Annotated in this window: 15 protein-coding genes; 4 read left to right on the top strand and 11 right to left on the bottom strand. The window is 34.5% G+C overall.

Features of this window, described 5'->3' with window-relative positions; translation table 11 throughout:
* Positions 1 to 45 precede the first annotated feature (45 nt).
* The 4 genes from HLX49_RS08045 to HLX49_RS08030 form a co-directional block, all read right to left on the bottom strand.
* The gene (locus HLX49_RS08045; protein WP_296361151.1) at positions 46 to 1,947 is read right to left on the bottom strand and encodes an LTA synthase family protein; all 1,902 of its coding nucleotides are present in this window, start codon (positions 1,945 to 1,947) and stop codon (positions 46 to 48) included.
* A 546-nt stretch (positions 1,948 to 2,493) separates the two neighbouring features.
* Positions 2,494 to 3,477 (bottom strand): ROK family glucokinase, encoded by a 984-nt coding sequence (locus HLX49_RS08040; RefSeq protein ID WP_077703549.1) that lies wholly within the window; start codon positions 3,475 to 3,477, stop codon positions 2,494 to 2,496.
* Between the two features lie 2 nt (positions 3,478 to 3,479).
* Positions 3,480 to 3,692, bottom strand: coding sequence for a YqgQ family protein (locus HLX49_RS08035; RefSeq protein WP_077703548.1), 213 nt, complete (start codon positions 3,690 to 3,692; stop codon positions 3,480 to 3,482).
* Positions 3,693 to 3,842: 150 nt separating this feature from the next.
* On the bottom strand, positions 3,843 to 5,300 hold the full coding sequence (locus HLX49_RS08030; RefSeq protein ID WP_296361150.1) for a spore germination protein: 1,458 nt from the start codon (positions 5,298 to 5,300) through the stop codon (positions 3,843 to 3,845).
* Positions 5,301 to 5,441: 141 nt separating this feature from the next.
* On the opposite strand from HLX49_RS08030, the gene HLX49_RS08025 reads away from it, so the two are divergent.
* Together HLX49_RS08025 and HLX49_RS08020 are read left to right on the top strand one after the other, a co-directional pair.
* Positions 5,442 to 5,831 (top strand): hypothetical protein, encoded by a 390-nt coding sequence (locus HLX49_RS08025; RefSeq protein ID WP_296361149.1) that lies wholly within the window; start codon positions 5,442 to 5,444, stop codon positions 5,829 to 5,831.
* A 27-nt stretch (positions 5,832 to 5,858) separates the two neighbouring features.
* Positions 5,859 to 6,302 (top strand): hypothetical protein, encoded by a 444-nt coding sequence (locus HLX49_RS08020; protein ID WP_296361148.1) that lies wholly within the window; start codon positions 5,859 to 5,861, stop codon positions 6,300 to 6,302.
* A 122-nt stretch (positions 6,303 to 6,424) separates the two neighbouring features.
* Here the strand turns inward: HLX49_RS08020 and HLX49_RS08015 are convergent, their stop codons facing one another.
* From HLX49_RS08015 to rpmG, 4 genes are all read right to left on the bottom strand, one after another.
* Positions 6,425 to 7,984, bottom strand: coding sequence for a rhomboid family intramembrane serine protease (locus HLX49_RS08015; protein ID WP_296361147.1), 1,560 nt, complete (start codon positions 7,982 to 7,984; stop codon positions 6,425 to 6,427).
* A gap of 243 nt (positions 7,985 to 8,227) precedes the next feature.
* Positions 8,228 to 8,407 carry a hypothetical protein gene (locus HLX49_RS08010; RefSeq protein ID WP_101933866.1) on the bottom strand — a complete coding sequence of 60 codons (180 nt, stop codon included), beginning with the start codon at positions 8,405 to 8,407 and terminating at the stop codon, positions 8,228 to 8,230.
* A gap of 236 nt (positions 8,408 to 8,643) precedes the next feature.
* Complete coding sequence (locus HLX49_RS08005; protein ID WP_077703543.1) at positions 8,644 to 9,201, bottom strand: 5-formyltetrahydrofolate cyclo-ligase; 558 nt, start codon at positions 9,199 to 9,201, stop codon at positions 8,644 to 8,646.
* A gap of 74 nt (positions 9,202 to 9,275) precedes the next feature.
* Complete coding sequence (rpmG, locus tag HLX49_RS08000; RefSeq protein WP_010530995.1) at positions 9,276 to 9,425, bottom strand: 50S ribosomal protein L33; 150 nt, start codon at positions 9,423 to 9,425, stop codon at positions 9,276 to 9,278.
* A gap of 269 nt (positions 9,426 to 9,694) precedes the next feature.
* Here rpmG and HLX49_RS07995 point away from each other — a divergent pair, with 269 nt between their 5' ends.
* Entirely contained in the window at positions 9,695 to 9,913 is a 219-nt protein-coding gene (locus HLX49_RS07995; RefSeq protein ID WP_077703542.1) for a hypothetical protein, read from the top strand.
* Positions 9,914 to 9,928: 15 nt separating this feature from the next.
* Positions 9,929 to 10,510, top strand: coding sequence for an endolytic transglycosylase MltG (locus tag HLX49_RS07990; protein WP_077703541.1), 582 nt, complete (start codon positions 9,929 to 9,931; stop codon positions 10,508 to 10,510).
* A gap of 283 nt (positions 10,511 to 10,793) precedes the next feature.
* On the opposite strand, the gene phoU is transcribed toward HLX49_RS07990, so the two are convergent.
* The 3 genes from phoU to HLX49_RS07975 form a co-directional block, all read right to left on the bottom strand.
* Entirely contained in the window at positions 10,794 to 11,450 is a 657-nt protein-coding gene (phoU, locus tag HLX49_RS07985; RefSeq protein ID WP_077703540.1) for a phosphate signaling complex protein PhoU, read from the bottom strand.
* A 403-nt stretch (positions 11,451 to 11,853) separates the two neighbouring features.
* Complete coding sequence (locus HLX49_RS07980) at positions 11,854 to 13,920, bottom strand: peptidoglycan D,D-transpeptidase FtsI family protein (protein WP_296361146.1); 2,067 nt, start codon at positions 13,918 to 13,920, stop codon at positions 11,854 to 11,856.
* Between the two features lie 176 nt (positions 13,921 to 14,096).
* Positions 14,097 to 15,368, bottom strand: coding sequence for an MFS transporter (locus HLX49_RS07975; RefSeq protein ID WP_296361145.1), 1,272 nt, complete (start codon positions 15,366 to 15,368; stop codon positions 14,097 to 14,099).
* Positions 15,369 to 15,940 lie beyond the last annotated feature (572 nt).

Here is a 15,940-nt window from a genome sequence, read left to right as displayed (position 1 = left end):
TCCTAGACTAAGAAAAAGCTGACATGTATTGTCAGCTTTTTCTATTTATTTTTTATTGAAATCGATAAAACGAAATAAGTCACCGTAAATTAAATCATCGGAATAGTCTAATTCTCTTTCTACTTGCTCGCGAGTCAAGTCGCATGCACTCGGAGTTTCGTTAGAATCGCCCTTCTCTTGATTTTCTTCAACTGGGTCTCCAGTTTTCTTATTGTAACACGTATCATTTGTATAAATATACTCATCTGTTATAAAGCTTCCATTTCGTAAAGCTACAAAATCTTTACGTTGTTTACTAAACAAATCATTGCCAAATTGAATATCCTGTTTATTTTTTATACCTAGTAAGTTTAACAATGTAGGTTTCATATCAATCTGTCCAGCAATTTCAGATTTAATTTCCCCTTTTCCAAAACCAGGTATATGGATAAATAGTGGTACACGTTGCAATTGAATGTGATCGTAAGGAGTAATCTCTTCTTTTCCTAAATACTGACTCATTGCCTTATTGTGATTTGCACTAATTCCATAATGGTCACCCATAATAACAATAATAGAGTCTTCATATAACCCAGAACGTTTTAATTCATCGAAGAACAGTTCAATGGACTCATCCATATATCTAACGGTTGGAAAGAAATTATTTAACGTATTAGAATTGGAATCATACGGTTCAATAGATCGATCTTCTTCATCTAACTCAAATGGAAAATGGTTCGTTAATGTTATCAATTTCGTATAAAAAGGTTTCTCCATTTGCTGTAGAATATCGGTCGATTGTTCAAAAAACGGTTTATCTTTTAATCCCCAGCCAACCGAACTTTCTTCTGTTATTTCAAAAGATTCTTCCCCATAATAATGGTCAAACCCTAAACTTTGATACATTTGATCTCTATTCCAAAAACTCTTATTATTCGCGTGCAAGACACTAGAATAATATCCATTCTCACCCAATATTTCCGGCATTGCATTATATTCATTTTGACCGTGGGTAAAGAAAACAGCGCCACGTGATAGCGGATATAACGAATTTTCAACAAGAAACTCCGAATCAGAAGTTTTTCCTTGCTCCGTTTGGTGATAAAAATTTTCAAAATAGAAAGTATCTTTATCCTTCGTTAAAGCATTCAAAAATGGTGTGATTGGCTCCCCGTTAACATCATTATTAATGACAAAACTTTGAATTGATTCCGCATTAATAAAGATTACATTCTTACCTTCTGCTACCCCAAACAACTCGGAAGTAGTATTTCTAGCCATGTTCTCGTCCATATATTCTTGGATTTCCGGAAGCTCATTCCCATCCGCAAACACTCGTTGCGTCTTTGCTTTTGCTTGAGTTGCAATATCATAGATATGATAATTAAACAAACCAATGTTTTTTACTAAATACTCACGATCAAACGCACGCGTAAACAATTGTGGACGTTCCATTTCCGCTAAGAAGAAGTTTCCCGCTAATAAAACAAATGACATAGCAAGCGCAAAGACCTTCCCACTTTTAGGGTATTGCGCGGCAACTTGAACGGCTTGTTTTCGGCTAATAAACCAGATTATAACAACGTCTACAAATAGTAATATATCGTATGGTTTAATCAATGTTAAAATACTTGAACCCAAATCAGCAGCGTTACTCGCTTGAAAAAGTTGCGGGATCGTAATAAAATCAGTAAACGATCGATAAAAAACAAGATTCGCAAATATAATCAACGTGCCTATTAAAATCGTATAACGTAAATATTTCATTTGTCTTTGCGGTTTTTTAATCCATACACTTAATGCAAATATTAAAAATCCAGATACAAATGGATTAATAAGTAATATAATCTCTTGCATCATATTTTCCAAATCAATCGAGAACATAAACCGGTATACAAGATATGTTTTTATTCCAAATAAAATGGTTGCTAGTATAAATAACGGTACCTTATTTATTTTCTGTTTCATACAACTTCCTCCTATTTATTTTCCCCTCTCTTCATTTTTACAACGCTTTTTATGCGTTTAATAAAAATCCCCTTCTTGTTAGACGAATTTTTACATGTAAACTCATAGTGGAAAAACTATAGTGAACTTCAATATATCGTTTTCTCGTTTTTATCCCCTAGTTAAATACGTTGATGTTTTGGTCTAAGGCTTTTAAACCAAGTGAGAACTAAAATTCGAAACACAATCAAAAAGGATATTATCCAACCCTTAAACAGCAGAATGGAAGCATATAGATTTGTTATATGCATATTTTGAATTTATAGTTACAACGCTTAGAAAAACTAAACTTGTAGCTCAAGTTTTATGGCGGAAGAACGCCGTCGTTTTGCTTATACTATAAACCCTAGAAACCTTTATACTTTCCTATAGTAAAAATTTTAAAATCGTATACACCATTTCGATTCTGTTTAAACCATTGTAATGCTATAATTATATCACTCTATAGCCCATAGTAGAAGGCTATACTACTAAGACGTTTTACATGTTAAAAAGTTTCATATATTATTAGATTTTTTCACCAAATACTTTTTTCTCTAGCTTTTGCTTTACTAAAAAAGCAGCGCCTATAATACCTGCATCATTACCTAATTGGGCAAACTTTAACTCACAGCTTTGTTGTACTTTTGGAAGAGCGTAACGGTTAAACGCTTCTTCTATAGCCGTTAACAAAGGTTGTCCAGCTTTCGAGACACCACCTCCAATTAATACTTTCGCTGGACTAATAGTAACGCACATGTTTGCAATTGCCAACCCTAAAATATCGGTTGTATGCGCGACAATTTGTTTTGCTTCTACATTCCCTTCATTCGCTAATTGGAAGACGTCTTTTGCAGTGATAGTTCCTTTTATATTTACATGTTTAGCTAATTTACTATCTGGTAAAATCTCGGCTAATTCGAACGCTTGTCGCACAATACCGGTAGCAGAAGCAATGGTTTCTAAACATCCTTTTCTACCACAATTACATACGGAACCATTTGTATCCATAATAATATGACCAATTTCCCCACCTATACCGGCTTCTCCATTTACTACTCTACCGTTTGCAATAATGCCACCACCTACACCAGTACCAAGTGTAACTGCAATTAGATTAGCTACTTGATTACCAGCTCCACGCCAGTTTTCTCCTAAGGCTGCTACATTTGCATCGTTTTCTACAAATACTGGAAGTTTGGATTGACTACTTAGTAATTCACCTAGAGGGTAATTTTTCCACCCAATATTTACCGCTTCATAAATAAATCCTGTTTCATCTTCAATAAATCCTGGAGCGCCAACACCTATCCCGAGAACTTGCTCTTCTTTATAATGCAAATGCTTTAATTTTTGGCGAACTGAATTCCAGATATCATCTACAATATGCTTACCACCATCATTTTTGTTTGTAGGAATTTCCCATTTTCTTATAATTTCTCCATCATTACTAATTAATCCTAATTTGGCTGTAGTTCCTCCAATATCCATACCAATAATTATTTGCTCCATTACTAATGACTTCCTTTCTTCTGCTTCAACGTAGATGTAATTTCTTTTTTTAGTATCATTTTTGCTTCCATATACGTTTTATTTTCTATAAAGCCAAGCTCATACAGTTCATTTATTTCTAATTCCATCATTTGTAAATCACCTAAACGATTTCCCGTATAAATAAATGTACCATACTTTCTTAAGAATTGCTGTATATCATACATCGTTTTCATACAATCACCAGTTTAATTATACTAAATCCTTTTCAGAAAGAAAAATACTATGAGAAATACTGAACATATTTTCATGTAATGGACAAAAAATTTTCGAATTAAAAAACTTAGCAAAAGTGCTAAGTTTTGCTAAGTCCTCTCTTCTATCTGTTATCGATCAGGGTCTCTTGGGTGTAAGAAAGCAGGTCTGCGATTTTTCAACGGAATTGGCGAGCGCAAAAATACATCTCGAAACGGACGATAGGAAAAGGGAATGAACGGCCAAAAATAAGCAACGTTAAACGATTTCATTCTAACCAAATACAAAATCCAAAGAGTTATGCTAACAATATAACCAATAGCACCAAACAAAGCAACAGCAAATAAAAGAAAGATACGAACTAAGCGATTAGCCAAGCTTAGCTCATAACTTGGTGTTGCATATGTACCAATAGCTGCTACCGCTAAATATAATACAACTTCATGGGAAAACCACCCTACTTGTACAGAAACCTCACCGATCATAATAGCTGCAACTAAACCAAGTGCAGTGGCTAACGAAGAAGGTGTATGAATGGCTGCCATACGTAGAATATCTATTCCGATTTCCGCTAGTAAAAATTGGACAAATAACGGAACAACACCAGCTTCATCAGGACCTATATATTGCAAATTGGCTGGCAAATAATCAGCGTGTTTTGCAAATAAGTAGTATAATGGCAGGATGAAAATAGAAGCTATAACAGCAAAAAATCGTACAAATCGTAAATAGGCACCGATTAATGGCTTTTGTCTATATTCTTCTGCATGCTGTAGATGATGAGCATATGTTGCAGGAGTTATCATTACACTAGGTGAACCATCAATAATAATGAGAACATGGCCTTCATAAAGATGCGAAGCGGCTGTATCTGGGCGTTCTGTATATCTTACTGTTGGATATGGATTCCAGTGCCTCCCACTAATATACTCTTCAATAGTTTTCTCAGCCATAGGCAAACCATCTGTATCAATCATTTCTAACTTTTTTTTTAAGCTCTCTACCCTATGTTTATCAGCTATATCTTCAATATAACAAATACAAATATCTGTTTTTGATCTTCTCCCAATTTGCAAATACTGCATTCGTAAAGAACGATCTCGAACCCTTCTTCTCGTTAAAGCTGTATTAAAGACAATTGTTTCCACATATCCATCTCTAGAACCTCGAACAACACGCTCTAAATCGGGTTCCTCTGGCGAGCGAGCAGGATAAGTTCTTGCATCAATAATAATGACTTTATTTGCGCCTTCTACAACTAATGCAGCTGGGCCGCCGAGGACAAGGTCGCTTGCTTCATTTAAATCATTCGCTTCATCTACTTCAATGTAAGGAATATATCTTTCAAGTAATTTTTTTAATACATTTGGTTCTAAATCTTCCGTCTCTAGTTCAGCAAAAAGCTGCATGATATAAAGTAATATTTCATCTTTGCCAAATCCATCAATAACAAACAAAGCCATCTTTATACCTGCATACTCCAAGTCACGTTGAATCATATCAAAGCTTTGATCGACTGCTAATCGCTCATGCATATAGTCTCGGTTGTTTTCAAATGATGAAAATAGTGGCTGCCTTTCCGTTTGCATTTACTCACCTGACCTATTCAAAATCTTATGGTTAGCTTTCAACAACAGAGGCTATATTATACATTATTCCAAAATTAGCATACCTCGTTTAGCGAAAACATAAAATGCATAAGACAAGTCTGTCAAAAAGGACGTGGTTTAATGAAAAAATGGTCTGTCATCACCATCGTTGTTGCCATAACTAGTTTTATTACCATTATCTATATCGTTGGTTTACAATCTAAACCAGCAATTACGTATTTTCCTCTTGATAAAAATTTTGCATTTACAACAGCAGAAACCGATATACAACTTTTTACTGATAAAGGAATAGACGATTATGAAATTATCTGGAAAGCATCTTCTGCAACAGAAATTCCTGTCTACTTAAGGCAAGATGTTTCTTTACTATTTGACAATGGAAGGCTAAGAGGAGCTTTGTCGAAGTGGGTGCAAGATACTGATACAATTCATTTAAAAAGAATGCTCACTTTAGAGGATAGTAGTTTGTATGAAGCGATTTCCTTTCATCATGGGGAAATTCATGAATAAAACAGCCAAATAAAGAGCATGCAACAAATGTCAAGTGCTCATTTATATGTCATCGACTCACCAGCAGCAAAATTAGATTCATTTAAAACACCTTCTACAACATACGAAAAAGAATGGAAAACACTACTTGATCGTGCCTCCATGCAGCAGCTAACCTATCATTGGAATACATTGTATGAATATTTCGATATTAATAAGGAAACTTATACAACTGTGCCTTTAACCGATTTAGATAAGTTTGCGACACAACCGATAGCTGGCTTAACACAAGCGCAAACAGATAAAGTTATGGGACAATTATGGGAAGGATTGTACAAAAACTATCTCTTACCAATTGTGAATGCGGAAAAAGCAGTCAATAGCTATGTTCCCATTATTTTATTCGACAAAAAAAACAAACATTTACTCGTGCTTTTTGAGATGAATGGTAAAAAAGAAAAACTCATACAGCAGTATTCTTTTTCAGAATAAGGTATCCAAGAAAGATTATCTGATAAGGCGCCGTTTGCTAAACTTTCTAGTATGACTTACATTCCTATATAATAAAAAACTTACGGCACCTTATATCAAAGATGAATTCCTACTTTTCATGTTTACTTCGGTTTTTCGCCTGTAATCTGCTCATACATTTCTTGAAAATCTGTGTTATTAGAGTCTAATTGATAAGCTCTTTTGATGAATTCTTTTGCTTCCTCTATATTACCTTGCTGGTAATATAGTAAAGCAAGGTTATAATGTGCTTCTGGAAAACTATTGTCCAGTTGAACACTCTGTTTCAAATCATCCATAGCTAAATTTTGCTGATTTAATTCAATATACGCATAGGAACGATGGAATAAAATAGCTGCTTTCCATTGCTCCTCCCCTTCAGTATTGCGTATTGCTTTACTGGCCTCTGTAACAACTTGTTCATATTTTTCTTCTTGAACTAATTCTTCAATGTGCATGACATAATACATTGGAGAGTTCATGTTGTTTGTTATGCCGTATTGTATAATTCCATATGCAAGCGCTAAGTAGACAAGCACTGCACTAAGCTGCTTCCATCTTTCTTTTTGTTTCGGCAAGTGAACAATCCCAGAAGCAATAAAACCTGCTACTAGACCACCAAGGTGAGCACCATTGTCAATAGCTGGAATAGAAAAACCAAACACAATATTTATTCCAATTAACAACAATACATTACTTCCAATAGTTTGAAAGAAAACCCTCCTATGATGAAGCCCAAAAAATAATAACGCTCCAAATAATCCAAATAGAGCACCAGATGCACCTGCGGCAATATTGGCTGAAAAAGCAAAGCTTGCTATTCCACCTCCTATTCCAGCCAGAAAATAAATAATTAAAAATCGAATGGAACCGTAAATACGTTCTACTAATGTACCTAAATAATAAACAGCAATCATATTCATTACTAAATGTAGCAAACCAATATGTAAAAACATGGAGCTAATAATTCTCCACCATTCCCCATTTTCAATAATAGCTGGATTAAATTTAGCACCAAATTGTTTTAGTGTTTCGATATTTTCGCTCCCACCGTTCAATTCTAACAGCAGAAATAAACTAACGCATAGAATTAAAATGATATATGTCAGCTTTGGTTTTCCAAAAGAAAATAACTCTTTCTTTTCTTCCTGATCATCCAAAATTCGTTGCCTTAAATAGTGCTTATAAGTAGCTATTTTCTCTTCTTTTACTGTTTCCTCAAGACTATCATACATTTCTAGAGCCGAAATCTCTGCCTCTTTTTCTAACCTGTCTTTTTCTTCTTCAAATTGCGAATTAGAGAGATAATATATTTTCATCATAATTGCTTGTTTTTCATTTAATTTCATTGGTTGCTTTAAAAACTCCCATGAGTCTACAGGAGTAAATTCTGATATGTATATATTATGTATTTGAATGGTTTTAGCTCTTAAAAGCTTTTTCATGGCTTTTACTTTTTGAAATACGACAGCTATATCTTTTTTTAAATAGTTTTTCCAGTCAAAGCCTTGATTGATAAAACGTAATACTTTTGAATTTTTCCCAACTTTCTTTTCTAACCATATCTCATTTCCTTGTTCGTTTACATAAAGAACATTATACGCTTCATGAGAAACAATTTGATAAGCCATATTGTACATCGTATACTGTTCGTCTAAATACATTATCACATCTCCCCTTGTTTTATATATTTCTATAACACTTTCTATCTTACACAATAGGAAAGTATATTATTTTTATGAATTATAGTGTATAAGCTAAACGACGGCATTTTATCGCCATAAACGCTTGGCGATAGTCCAAGTTTTTCTAAAAAAATTTTATTCATCTCTAATTGTAAAATGAACATATGGGGCTGCAAGTCATATTCTTCAGCCCCAATAATGTTAAAAGCTGTAAAGGCACTATTATACATTCGTATTTGTTTGCGTAAAAAGACTACGGATGGAAGGAGAACTCATAGATAACTGTACAGCAAATTTGCGTAAAAATCCAATTGCTAGAACCATATTCAAAATGCGATAGCGCCATTTATAAACGAAAGCAGACGCAGCAACAAGACCTATAATTAAAACAATAGTACGCATGTGAACACCTCTTTATGATTGATGTTCTTAGTTATGATCCTCACTGGATATTTTTATGCAAGGATTAGAAAACTTGGCTTGTCCCCAAATACGGGTAAATCATTAGTGCTTCTTATACTATATTCCTTTAAACTTTTTTATTTTCCTAAGGTACAAAATAAACTTCACATAAAATATTTATATTATACCAGTCCATTAGGAAGCTTATATAGAAAAAATAAAGCACTTTAGCTGACTTAACGTACTAAACCTTCTTCTGTTATTAAATGCTGAACAGGTAAATCAAATGTGTTTTTCGGTATCGATGGTACAAGTTGGCTACTGTGTAATATAGAAACAGTTTGATTGAGAAACCCTGCTAAAAAACGGTCATAATAGCCGCCACCAAATCCTATACGATAACCATCTGGATCAAAAACAATACCTGGCACAAGCAACAAATCAATGGTTTCCGGAGCAATATACTCGGTTTCACTTGGAATAGGCTCTAAAAGATGATAGTATACTTCATCTAGTTGTTTGAAGGTTTGAAACTTATAAAAATCCATCGTTTTAAATTTTGGGTCACACTTTGGGGCACATATCTTTTTACCTTGCCGCCAAGCTTGGTTAATTAATTCATAAGTATCCCATTCAAATCCTTTCGAGATAGTAATACCGATTGTAATAGCGTTTTTCCAAAGTGTCGAGGTCATTAGGTGTCGATGCAATTGGTGGTTAATATCTCCTTTTTGCTCTGGGGTTAGTTGTTTTAAAGCATAAATAGTGGCATTTCGGAGTTGGTCTTTTTTCAAGAAGCTCGCCCCCTTTTCAAATAAATAATAATAATAGAACCTTTATCTACAAGATAAAGGTTCTATTATTATCGTTATTTTGTTTCACGATGTAGAGTGTGTTTTTTTAGACGTGGGCTGTATTTCATAAGCTCTAAACGCTCAGGATTAGTACGTTTATTTTTAGTAGAAATGTAATTACGATCTCCTGTTTCTGTACAAGCTAAAGTAATGTTTACGCGCATCATTTATCCCTCCAAACTTTACCAAATTGTTGCCTCGTTAGCAATAATTTCATTTCAGACTTATTTATAATACCAAATGTTAGCCGTTCTAGCAAGAATTTAAATACATAAGCATCAATTTGTCATTTTTAATCGAATCAGATTTGGCCAATGGTTATATGGTTTCATATATGTTGTATTTCTCCAATGTCAAAAAAATAATCAAATTGTAATGGCATTTCGACAGTATTTTATGTTATAACTAGTAGTGAGTAGAAGGAGGGGAGCAGATGATATATGCAATTATTACCATTATTGCAGTCGGAATCGTTTTACTTGCTATTTCCTTTTTCATGAATGATCGAATCGAGCAGGTTGAAAGTCAATTAGAACAATTCTCCATTACAACGATGCAAGATACATATCAAATGAAAAAGAAAATTAAGATTCTGGAAGAGGAACTATTAACGGAGGACTTCACAGACAATCGTATAGAAAATAAATCTTAAAGGGAGGAGGACAAGATGAAACAACCTATACGTCTTTTTGGTATTGGTCTCCTAACAGCTGGAATAATTATGTTAGGGGTTTATTTTATTACAAATGGGAGCACTCAAACAGCAGATAGCTTATCCGACAAGGAGCTAGTAGCTTTAGTAGAGGATAAAGGTTATCATGTGCTAACAAATTCAGAATATGTTGCCGTTTCTGTGGATGAAGCTAAAACAACTGCTGCAAAAAATGAAGAACAACCAGAAACAAAAGCTAAATCTGCAGAAGAAGATTCCAAAAATAAGGAAGAAAGCGACAAACCGAAAAGTGACCAAGATTCGAAAAAAGATGAAGGTCAAAAGGAAGAAAAGGATAAGCAAAAGAGAGATGAAAAGAAAGAAAAGGATAAGAAAACATACACATTAAAAATTGAAGAGGGAAAGCCTTCTTCCGATATAAGTGAAAAACTAGAAAAGAATGGAATTATCGATGACGCATCGAAATTCAATGACTATCTAGAAGATAATGATTACAGTAAAAAGGTACAACTTGGAGAATTTAAAGTATCTAGCGATATGAGTCTGTACGAAATCGCTGAAGCCATTACAAGATAAACGAAGAAGCAGGTAAATCTGCTTCTTCGTTTTTTTATTGTTATCTAGGAAATTATCACTAGCGTTGCATAAACTTTTGCAGCTGTGGATAAACTAACTAAGTTATTTAGCCACGTCCGGCGCTTGCGCCTTTGTTCTTGTACAGGAAAATATAAAAGATGTGCTTGTGGAGATCGAAATAATCAAATGTGGCCCGGTTCCCCACTTTATCTCCATTGATTCGTCCCATTCGCTAAGTTGCTAAACAGGCTTTTACGCCTTTGTTCATAGTAAAACATGCTTATTAGTTTAAATTATAATTTTCCCCTTTAATCAAGTATAAAATACTTTCTCCGATATTGGTTATATGATCACCAAATCGCTCCAAATATCTGGAGCATAGAGAAATTTGCATAATGTATTGGATCTTATCTGGGTTTGTTGCCGTCTCGCCTAATAATTCACTTAAAATAAGCTTATTTTCTTTATCTACAGCGTCATCCATTTCTGCTAATTGTCCAGCGAGTTTACCATCTTCTTCTGTAAAAGCTGTTATGGCTGTGTGTAACATGTTTACTAATGTATCTTGCATAGCGTTTAAACGGGTTGGAATAGATACTTCCCTACTTTCCCCTAACCTGATTGTAGACCTCGCAATATTTCTTGCATTATCTGCCATTCGCTCTAAATCAGCGACAATTTTAATGGCTGTTATTAAACGACGCAAATCTGTTGCAACAGGGTTTTGTTTAGCTATTAACAGCACTACTTTATCATTAATTTCTAAGTCTTTTTTATCAATTACTTTATCGCCTTCAATAACTTGTTCTGCCAAGCCAATATCTTGATTGAATAACGCCCGAACAGCATTATCCAATGCTTTCTCTGTTAAATTAGCTAATTCAACAATTTCTTGATCTATTTCTTTCAGTTCTTGGTCAAACTGCCCTCTCGTCTGCATAAAATACCTCCTTTTTATTCACGTGCTACCATCATAGCAAAACAGTATGTACTTAATATTGATGCACCGTTAATTTTTTGTAAATTTTATGTTAATACATGACCTTCATCAATCATTCCATATAAAGTGAATTTATAATTAGCGGGGGGTATTCTTTATTCCCCACTTATTGTTAGTAGCCCAAGGGTATGAACTAGAGTCCTCTGAACAAATTGGGATTTAGGTGCTGTTATCTCCCGAATTGTTCAGACCACATCTCTTATTCATAAAGTGGAAGAATCTAACAGTACTTTATATTCGATATAAAACACCTTTTGCACAAGTAGATAACGCCACTCTACTAAATACGAGCCTTTTTTAGCTCACAAAAAAACGTACAGAAATATATCTGTACGCTATTTTTCTATTCATCTTCTTGTTCTTTGTCATCTTTGTTGTTATCTTTCTGCGCATTAAAATATGCATCCATTATTTTAAAACCAATCTCATAGTTAATCCGATAACCATTGCCTAGCCCTGTATTGGGAACCATTACCGCAAGAGCAATTTCTGGATCATCATAAGGTGCATAACCTATTAAGGAGAGGTTCTCTGTTTCAGCAACCAACTCACCATCTTCATAAATCTCATTTTGTGCTGTACCAGATTTTCCTGCCGGTTTGTAATCCTTGGAACTACCGAAAGAATATACTGTTCCCCCTTGTTCTTGAAAAGCTTGACGAAATCCTTCTTGAACGCGCTCAATATAGGATTGGTCCATTTGAATTTGGTTTAACACTTTTGTATTTTCACTACGATATACACCCCCTAATTGCTTATCCGATCTACTCGGTTCCCGTATTTCCTTTAAGAAATGCGGCTGTGTCCGGTAACCATTATTAGCAATTGTGGAGACATACTGCGCCAGCTGCATCGTTGTATACGTATCATACTGTCCAATAGCTTGGTCCATTAAAAGCCCTGCGTTAGACATTTTAGGTCCTTCATACCCGATACTTTCATATGGAAAATCAATACCCGTTCTGACTCCTAGTCCAAACTGTTGAAAGTAATTGCGCATTACTTGCCAAGCTGCTGGATCAAATGCTGCTTTTGAGTTGTTTGGGAAAGGATATCGATTTTCGCCTCCCATTTTTAACGCAATGTAAAACATATATACGTTGGATGATTTTTTCAACGCATCGATATCATTGACTGAACCTAAACTTCTATAAGACCCCTTTTGTGGTGTCCCTTTAATTTTTAACGGTGAATCATTAAAACGCTGCCCCGGAGATATGACACCTGACTCTAAACCAGCTAGTACCGTTGCCCCTTTTACAACTGACCCTGGACGATGTGCATCATAAAGTGTTTTAATCGTTGCATCCTTATAGTCATTACCATCTCTTGTTTGACCGCTTACAGCTAATATTTCACCCGTTTTAGGATTCATTACTACTGCTAGCGCATCTTTTAAATACCTGTTCTCATAAGGATGTTTTTGAACTGCAGTTTTCAACTCTTCTCGTACAATTTTATCGACTTTTTCTTGGAAATCGATATCCATAGTTAACACTAGATCTTTTCCACGTCTACCTTCCACTACGGTATTGCTATCCACTACATCCCCAGACTTTGTGGTTGTATATTGAATTTGTTCTTTACGACCACGAAGTACATCTTCATAATATTCTTCTAAACCGCTTTTACCTACACGATCATTCCTGCTGTATCCTTTCGTTAGAAAGTTCTCTTCTTTATCCGCAGGTATCCCTTGTTCTTGCGATGTTATCGATCCAAGCAAACTTCTCATTGTATCATTAAATGGGTAGTCTCTATTCCAATCTGTAGTCGCATTAATACCAGGAAGTTCCGCTAAATGCTCAGAAACTTGAGCATATTCTTCCGCAGTGACATCTTCGTTTTTTACAATTTGCGGCGTTAGCGAATAAGCTTTATCTAACTCCGTTTTAATTGCAATTACTTCTAATTCTTGTTTAGAAAAACCAGATATTTCCTCTTCCGTAATTCTGTCCAAAATAGTGTTGTATTGTTCCGCATTGTCTAATTCAGCAGCTTCTTCTTCTTTTAAACGTTTATCTGCCATTTCTTTATTTTTCAAGTACCAATATTCCTTTTTATTGCGCTCTGTTACACCATCACTATCCATAGAAATATACTTGGCAAGTTTTTCTGCTACTTCTAAGCGATCTTCAGCTTGTACCCCTTTGGGCGGGGTGTACGTAATGGAATAGAGTGGTTTATTATCGACAATGACTTGATGTTTGCTATCATAAATCTTTCCCCTAGGGACAGGAACCTTCGTTGTATCTTTTACAGTACGCTCAATTTCTTCTTGAAATTCCTCTCCGTTTAATATTTGCACAACTCCTAACTGCAATATTAGCCCTGCAAACATTAGAAAAATGATAAAAAACAATAGGTTTATACGAAAGGGAAGTTGCGCTTTTTTCTTCTTTTTGTTCATTGTTTCTCCCCCAAGATGTACATGTTTATTAAGCAGTATTCATTATATCATTTTCATGCTATATATTTCACCTATTTTTCAATTTTTAAAGTCACTCATCCAATATTAGAAAATTTGTCTTACTTAACAACCGTGTTGAAAGTAAAAAAATTACATTTTAAGCACAATCCAATTTACTAACGATTTTTTTCATTTGTAAACTGATCTTTTATAAAAACTTGTTTTTCCATATTACTTTCCAAGTAAATTTTTTTCACAAACAAATAGATGAAAATATGCCCTGCGCCAAAAAAAGCCAATAAATAGGGAATTATTATCTCAGCTTGTAAAAAGGTAATCGCTAGTAAAAAAACAGAAATGGATGTAACCCGACCAATATTCACGAATAACTCACGTACAACAATGTATTCCACACGATATTCCTTCGCCTTCCAAGCTTTCCCAATAACATCATATGTTAAGGAAACATATGGAATCATAATAATAGGATAGGCAATCCCAATAAATACAGCATAAATTAACAATTGTGCGTAGCTAATGTCAAAAATAATTAAAGCAATGGCAAAGTATAAGATTAGACTGCCAAGTAAGATTGATTTTTTTCGCATAGAGGGCTTAATAAATTTTGTTCCAATAAAATAAAACACGAGTGAAAGACCAGAAAAAACTAAATTAAACATCCCTAAAGCAAACTCACTTTGGGTAATTAAAAACACCCAAATCGCAATAATAAACGCAAATATTCCTTCGCGAAGCCCTTGAAAGATGTGGGCATTTTGAATTCTTTTCCAGTTTTTATTATGGGAACGTTCTGTTAGCACACGACGAAAATAAAAATCGCCTTCTGCTTTTCGCGGCTTTAAAAAAAAACTAATGACTACAGCACAAATGAACATGATAAAAGAAATAGTAAATATAATGGTATAGCCAATATTCGCTTCCATTCTAGCGATAATAAAACCTGCTAATAAAGGACCTACCATACCACTAAATGATTGTAACACTCCTAAAAAACCATTAAAAAAATCTCTTGTATCTGGTTCAGTAATTTCAAAAGTCAATACATTAAACGCTAGCCAATAGAACCCATACCCTATACCGAGCAAACCACCTAAAAGAAAGTTAAAATAGGAAGCTTTATCACCTATTAAAAGAACATTTAGAAAGAATAACGATAGAAAAGTTACTCCTAGTCGTAACACAATTACTCTGTCCACTTTTTTAGCTAATCTACCAGCAATAATAAAGGTAATTGGTTGAAAAATGTAAATAGCTAAATTATATACAGCGATTGTTACATAATCTCCCGACTGCTTCCATAGGTAAATGTTTACAAACGTATTGGACAAAAATAGCCCTAATGAATATAAACCGCCAATAACAAGCAAAAAGATAAAATCCTTATTCATATTTGTATTACCAAAATAAAAAAAGCGGCTTTTCTGCATGTCTGATTCCCCTTTTTATTCTTACTACTAGTTTGAGCAAATAAGGAACAGATATACAAATACCCATGGATTACAAAAATAGCAGCCTAACAAGAAGAATAGAAGTAATCATTCTATTGGAAAGAATTCGTTGACGTTAAACGTGGCTAATTATGATGTGATCTTACTAGCGGTCGCTAACGGTGGTTATAAGGTTTCCTCCCCCATTTTTTAAAAAGCTCATGCCATAGGATAAATTTCTATAAGTGCAATTAGAAAAATGTGGCTGTCGTCCAGTCTTATGACGAGCTGCTATAAACCTTTAAACTCGTATACACTTTCCTACAGTAAAACAAAGGCGCAATTCCCCATATCCATATAGCAACGTAACGAATGGAACAAAGCAACGAAGATAAAGGAATCACGTGAGGTGACGAACCCGACCAATGATGACTTATTGCTGCGCGATAAAGCTGGACGTGACTATTCGGTTATTTCGTTCCCCACAAGCACATCATTTTATATTTTCTAGATATTAAAAAAGCATGTGAATTCACACATGCTTTTTTAAACTATTTTTACTTAGCCTCGTT

It is taken from the genome of Virgibacillus sp. (assembly GCF_013393565.1).
Lineage (GTDB): Bacteria > Bacillota > Bacilli > Bacillales > Amphibacillaceae > Virgibacillus > Virgibacillus dokdonensis.
The sequence above is the reverse complement of the archived record's forward strand: the minus strand, read 5'-3'. Positions and strand labels throughout refer to the sequence as shown.

Coding starts and splice junctions, on each gene's coding strand:
- HLX49_RS07990 (WP_077703541.1), top strand. CDS start 9,929: ATGAAACAACCTATACGTCTTTTTGGTATTGGTCTCCTAACAGCTGGA.
- HLX49_RS07980 (WP_296361146.1), bottom strand. CDS start 13,920: ATGAACAAAAAGAAGAAAAAAGCGCAACTTCCCTTTCGTATAAACCTA.
- HLX49_RS08025 (WP_296361149.1), top strand. CDS start 5,442: ATGAAAAAATGGTCTGTCATCACCATCGTTGTTGCCATAACTAGTTTT.
- phoU (WP_077703540.1), bottom strand. CDS start 11,450: ATGCAGACGAGAGGGCAGTTTGACCAAGAACTGAAAGAAATAGATCAA.
- HLX49_RS08030 (WP_296361150.1), bottom strand. CDS start 5,300: ATGCAAACGGAAAGGCAGCCACTATTTTCATCATTTGAAAACAACCGA.
- HLX49_RS07995 (WP_077703542.1), top strand. CDS start 9,695: ATGATATATGCAATTATTACCATTATTGCAGTCGGAATCGTTTTACTT.
- HLX49_RS08040 (WP_077703549.1), bottom strand. CDS start 3,477: ATGGAGCAAATAATTATTGGTATGGATATTGGAGGAACTACAGCCAAA.
- rpmG (WP_010530995.1), bottom strand. CDS start 9,425: ATGCGCGTAAACATTACTTTAGCTTGTACAGAAACAGGAGATCGTAAT.
- HLX49_RS08035 (WP_077703548.1), bottom strand. CDS start 3,692: ATGAAAACGATGTATGATATACAGCAATTCTTAAGAAAGTATGGTACA.
- HLX49_RS08010 (WP_101933866.1), bottom strand. CDS start 8,407: ATGCGTACTATTGTTTTAATTATAGGTCTTGTTGCTGCGTCTGCTTTC.
- HLX49_RS08015 (WP_296361147.1), bottom strand. CDS start 7,984: ATGTATTTAGACGAACAGTATACGATGTACAATATGGCTTATCAAATT.
- HLX49_RS08020 (WP_296361148.1), top strand. CDS start 5,859: ATGTCAAGTGCTCATTTATATGTCATCGACTCACCAGCAGCAAAATTA.
- HLX49_RS07975 (WP_296361145.1), bottom strand. CDS start 15,368: ATGCAGAAAAGCCGCTTTTTTTATTTTGGTAATACAAATATGAATAAG.
- HLX49_RS08045 (WP_296361151.1), bottom strand. CDS start 1,947: ATGAAACAGAAAATAAATAAGGTACCGTTATTTATACTAGCAACCATT.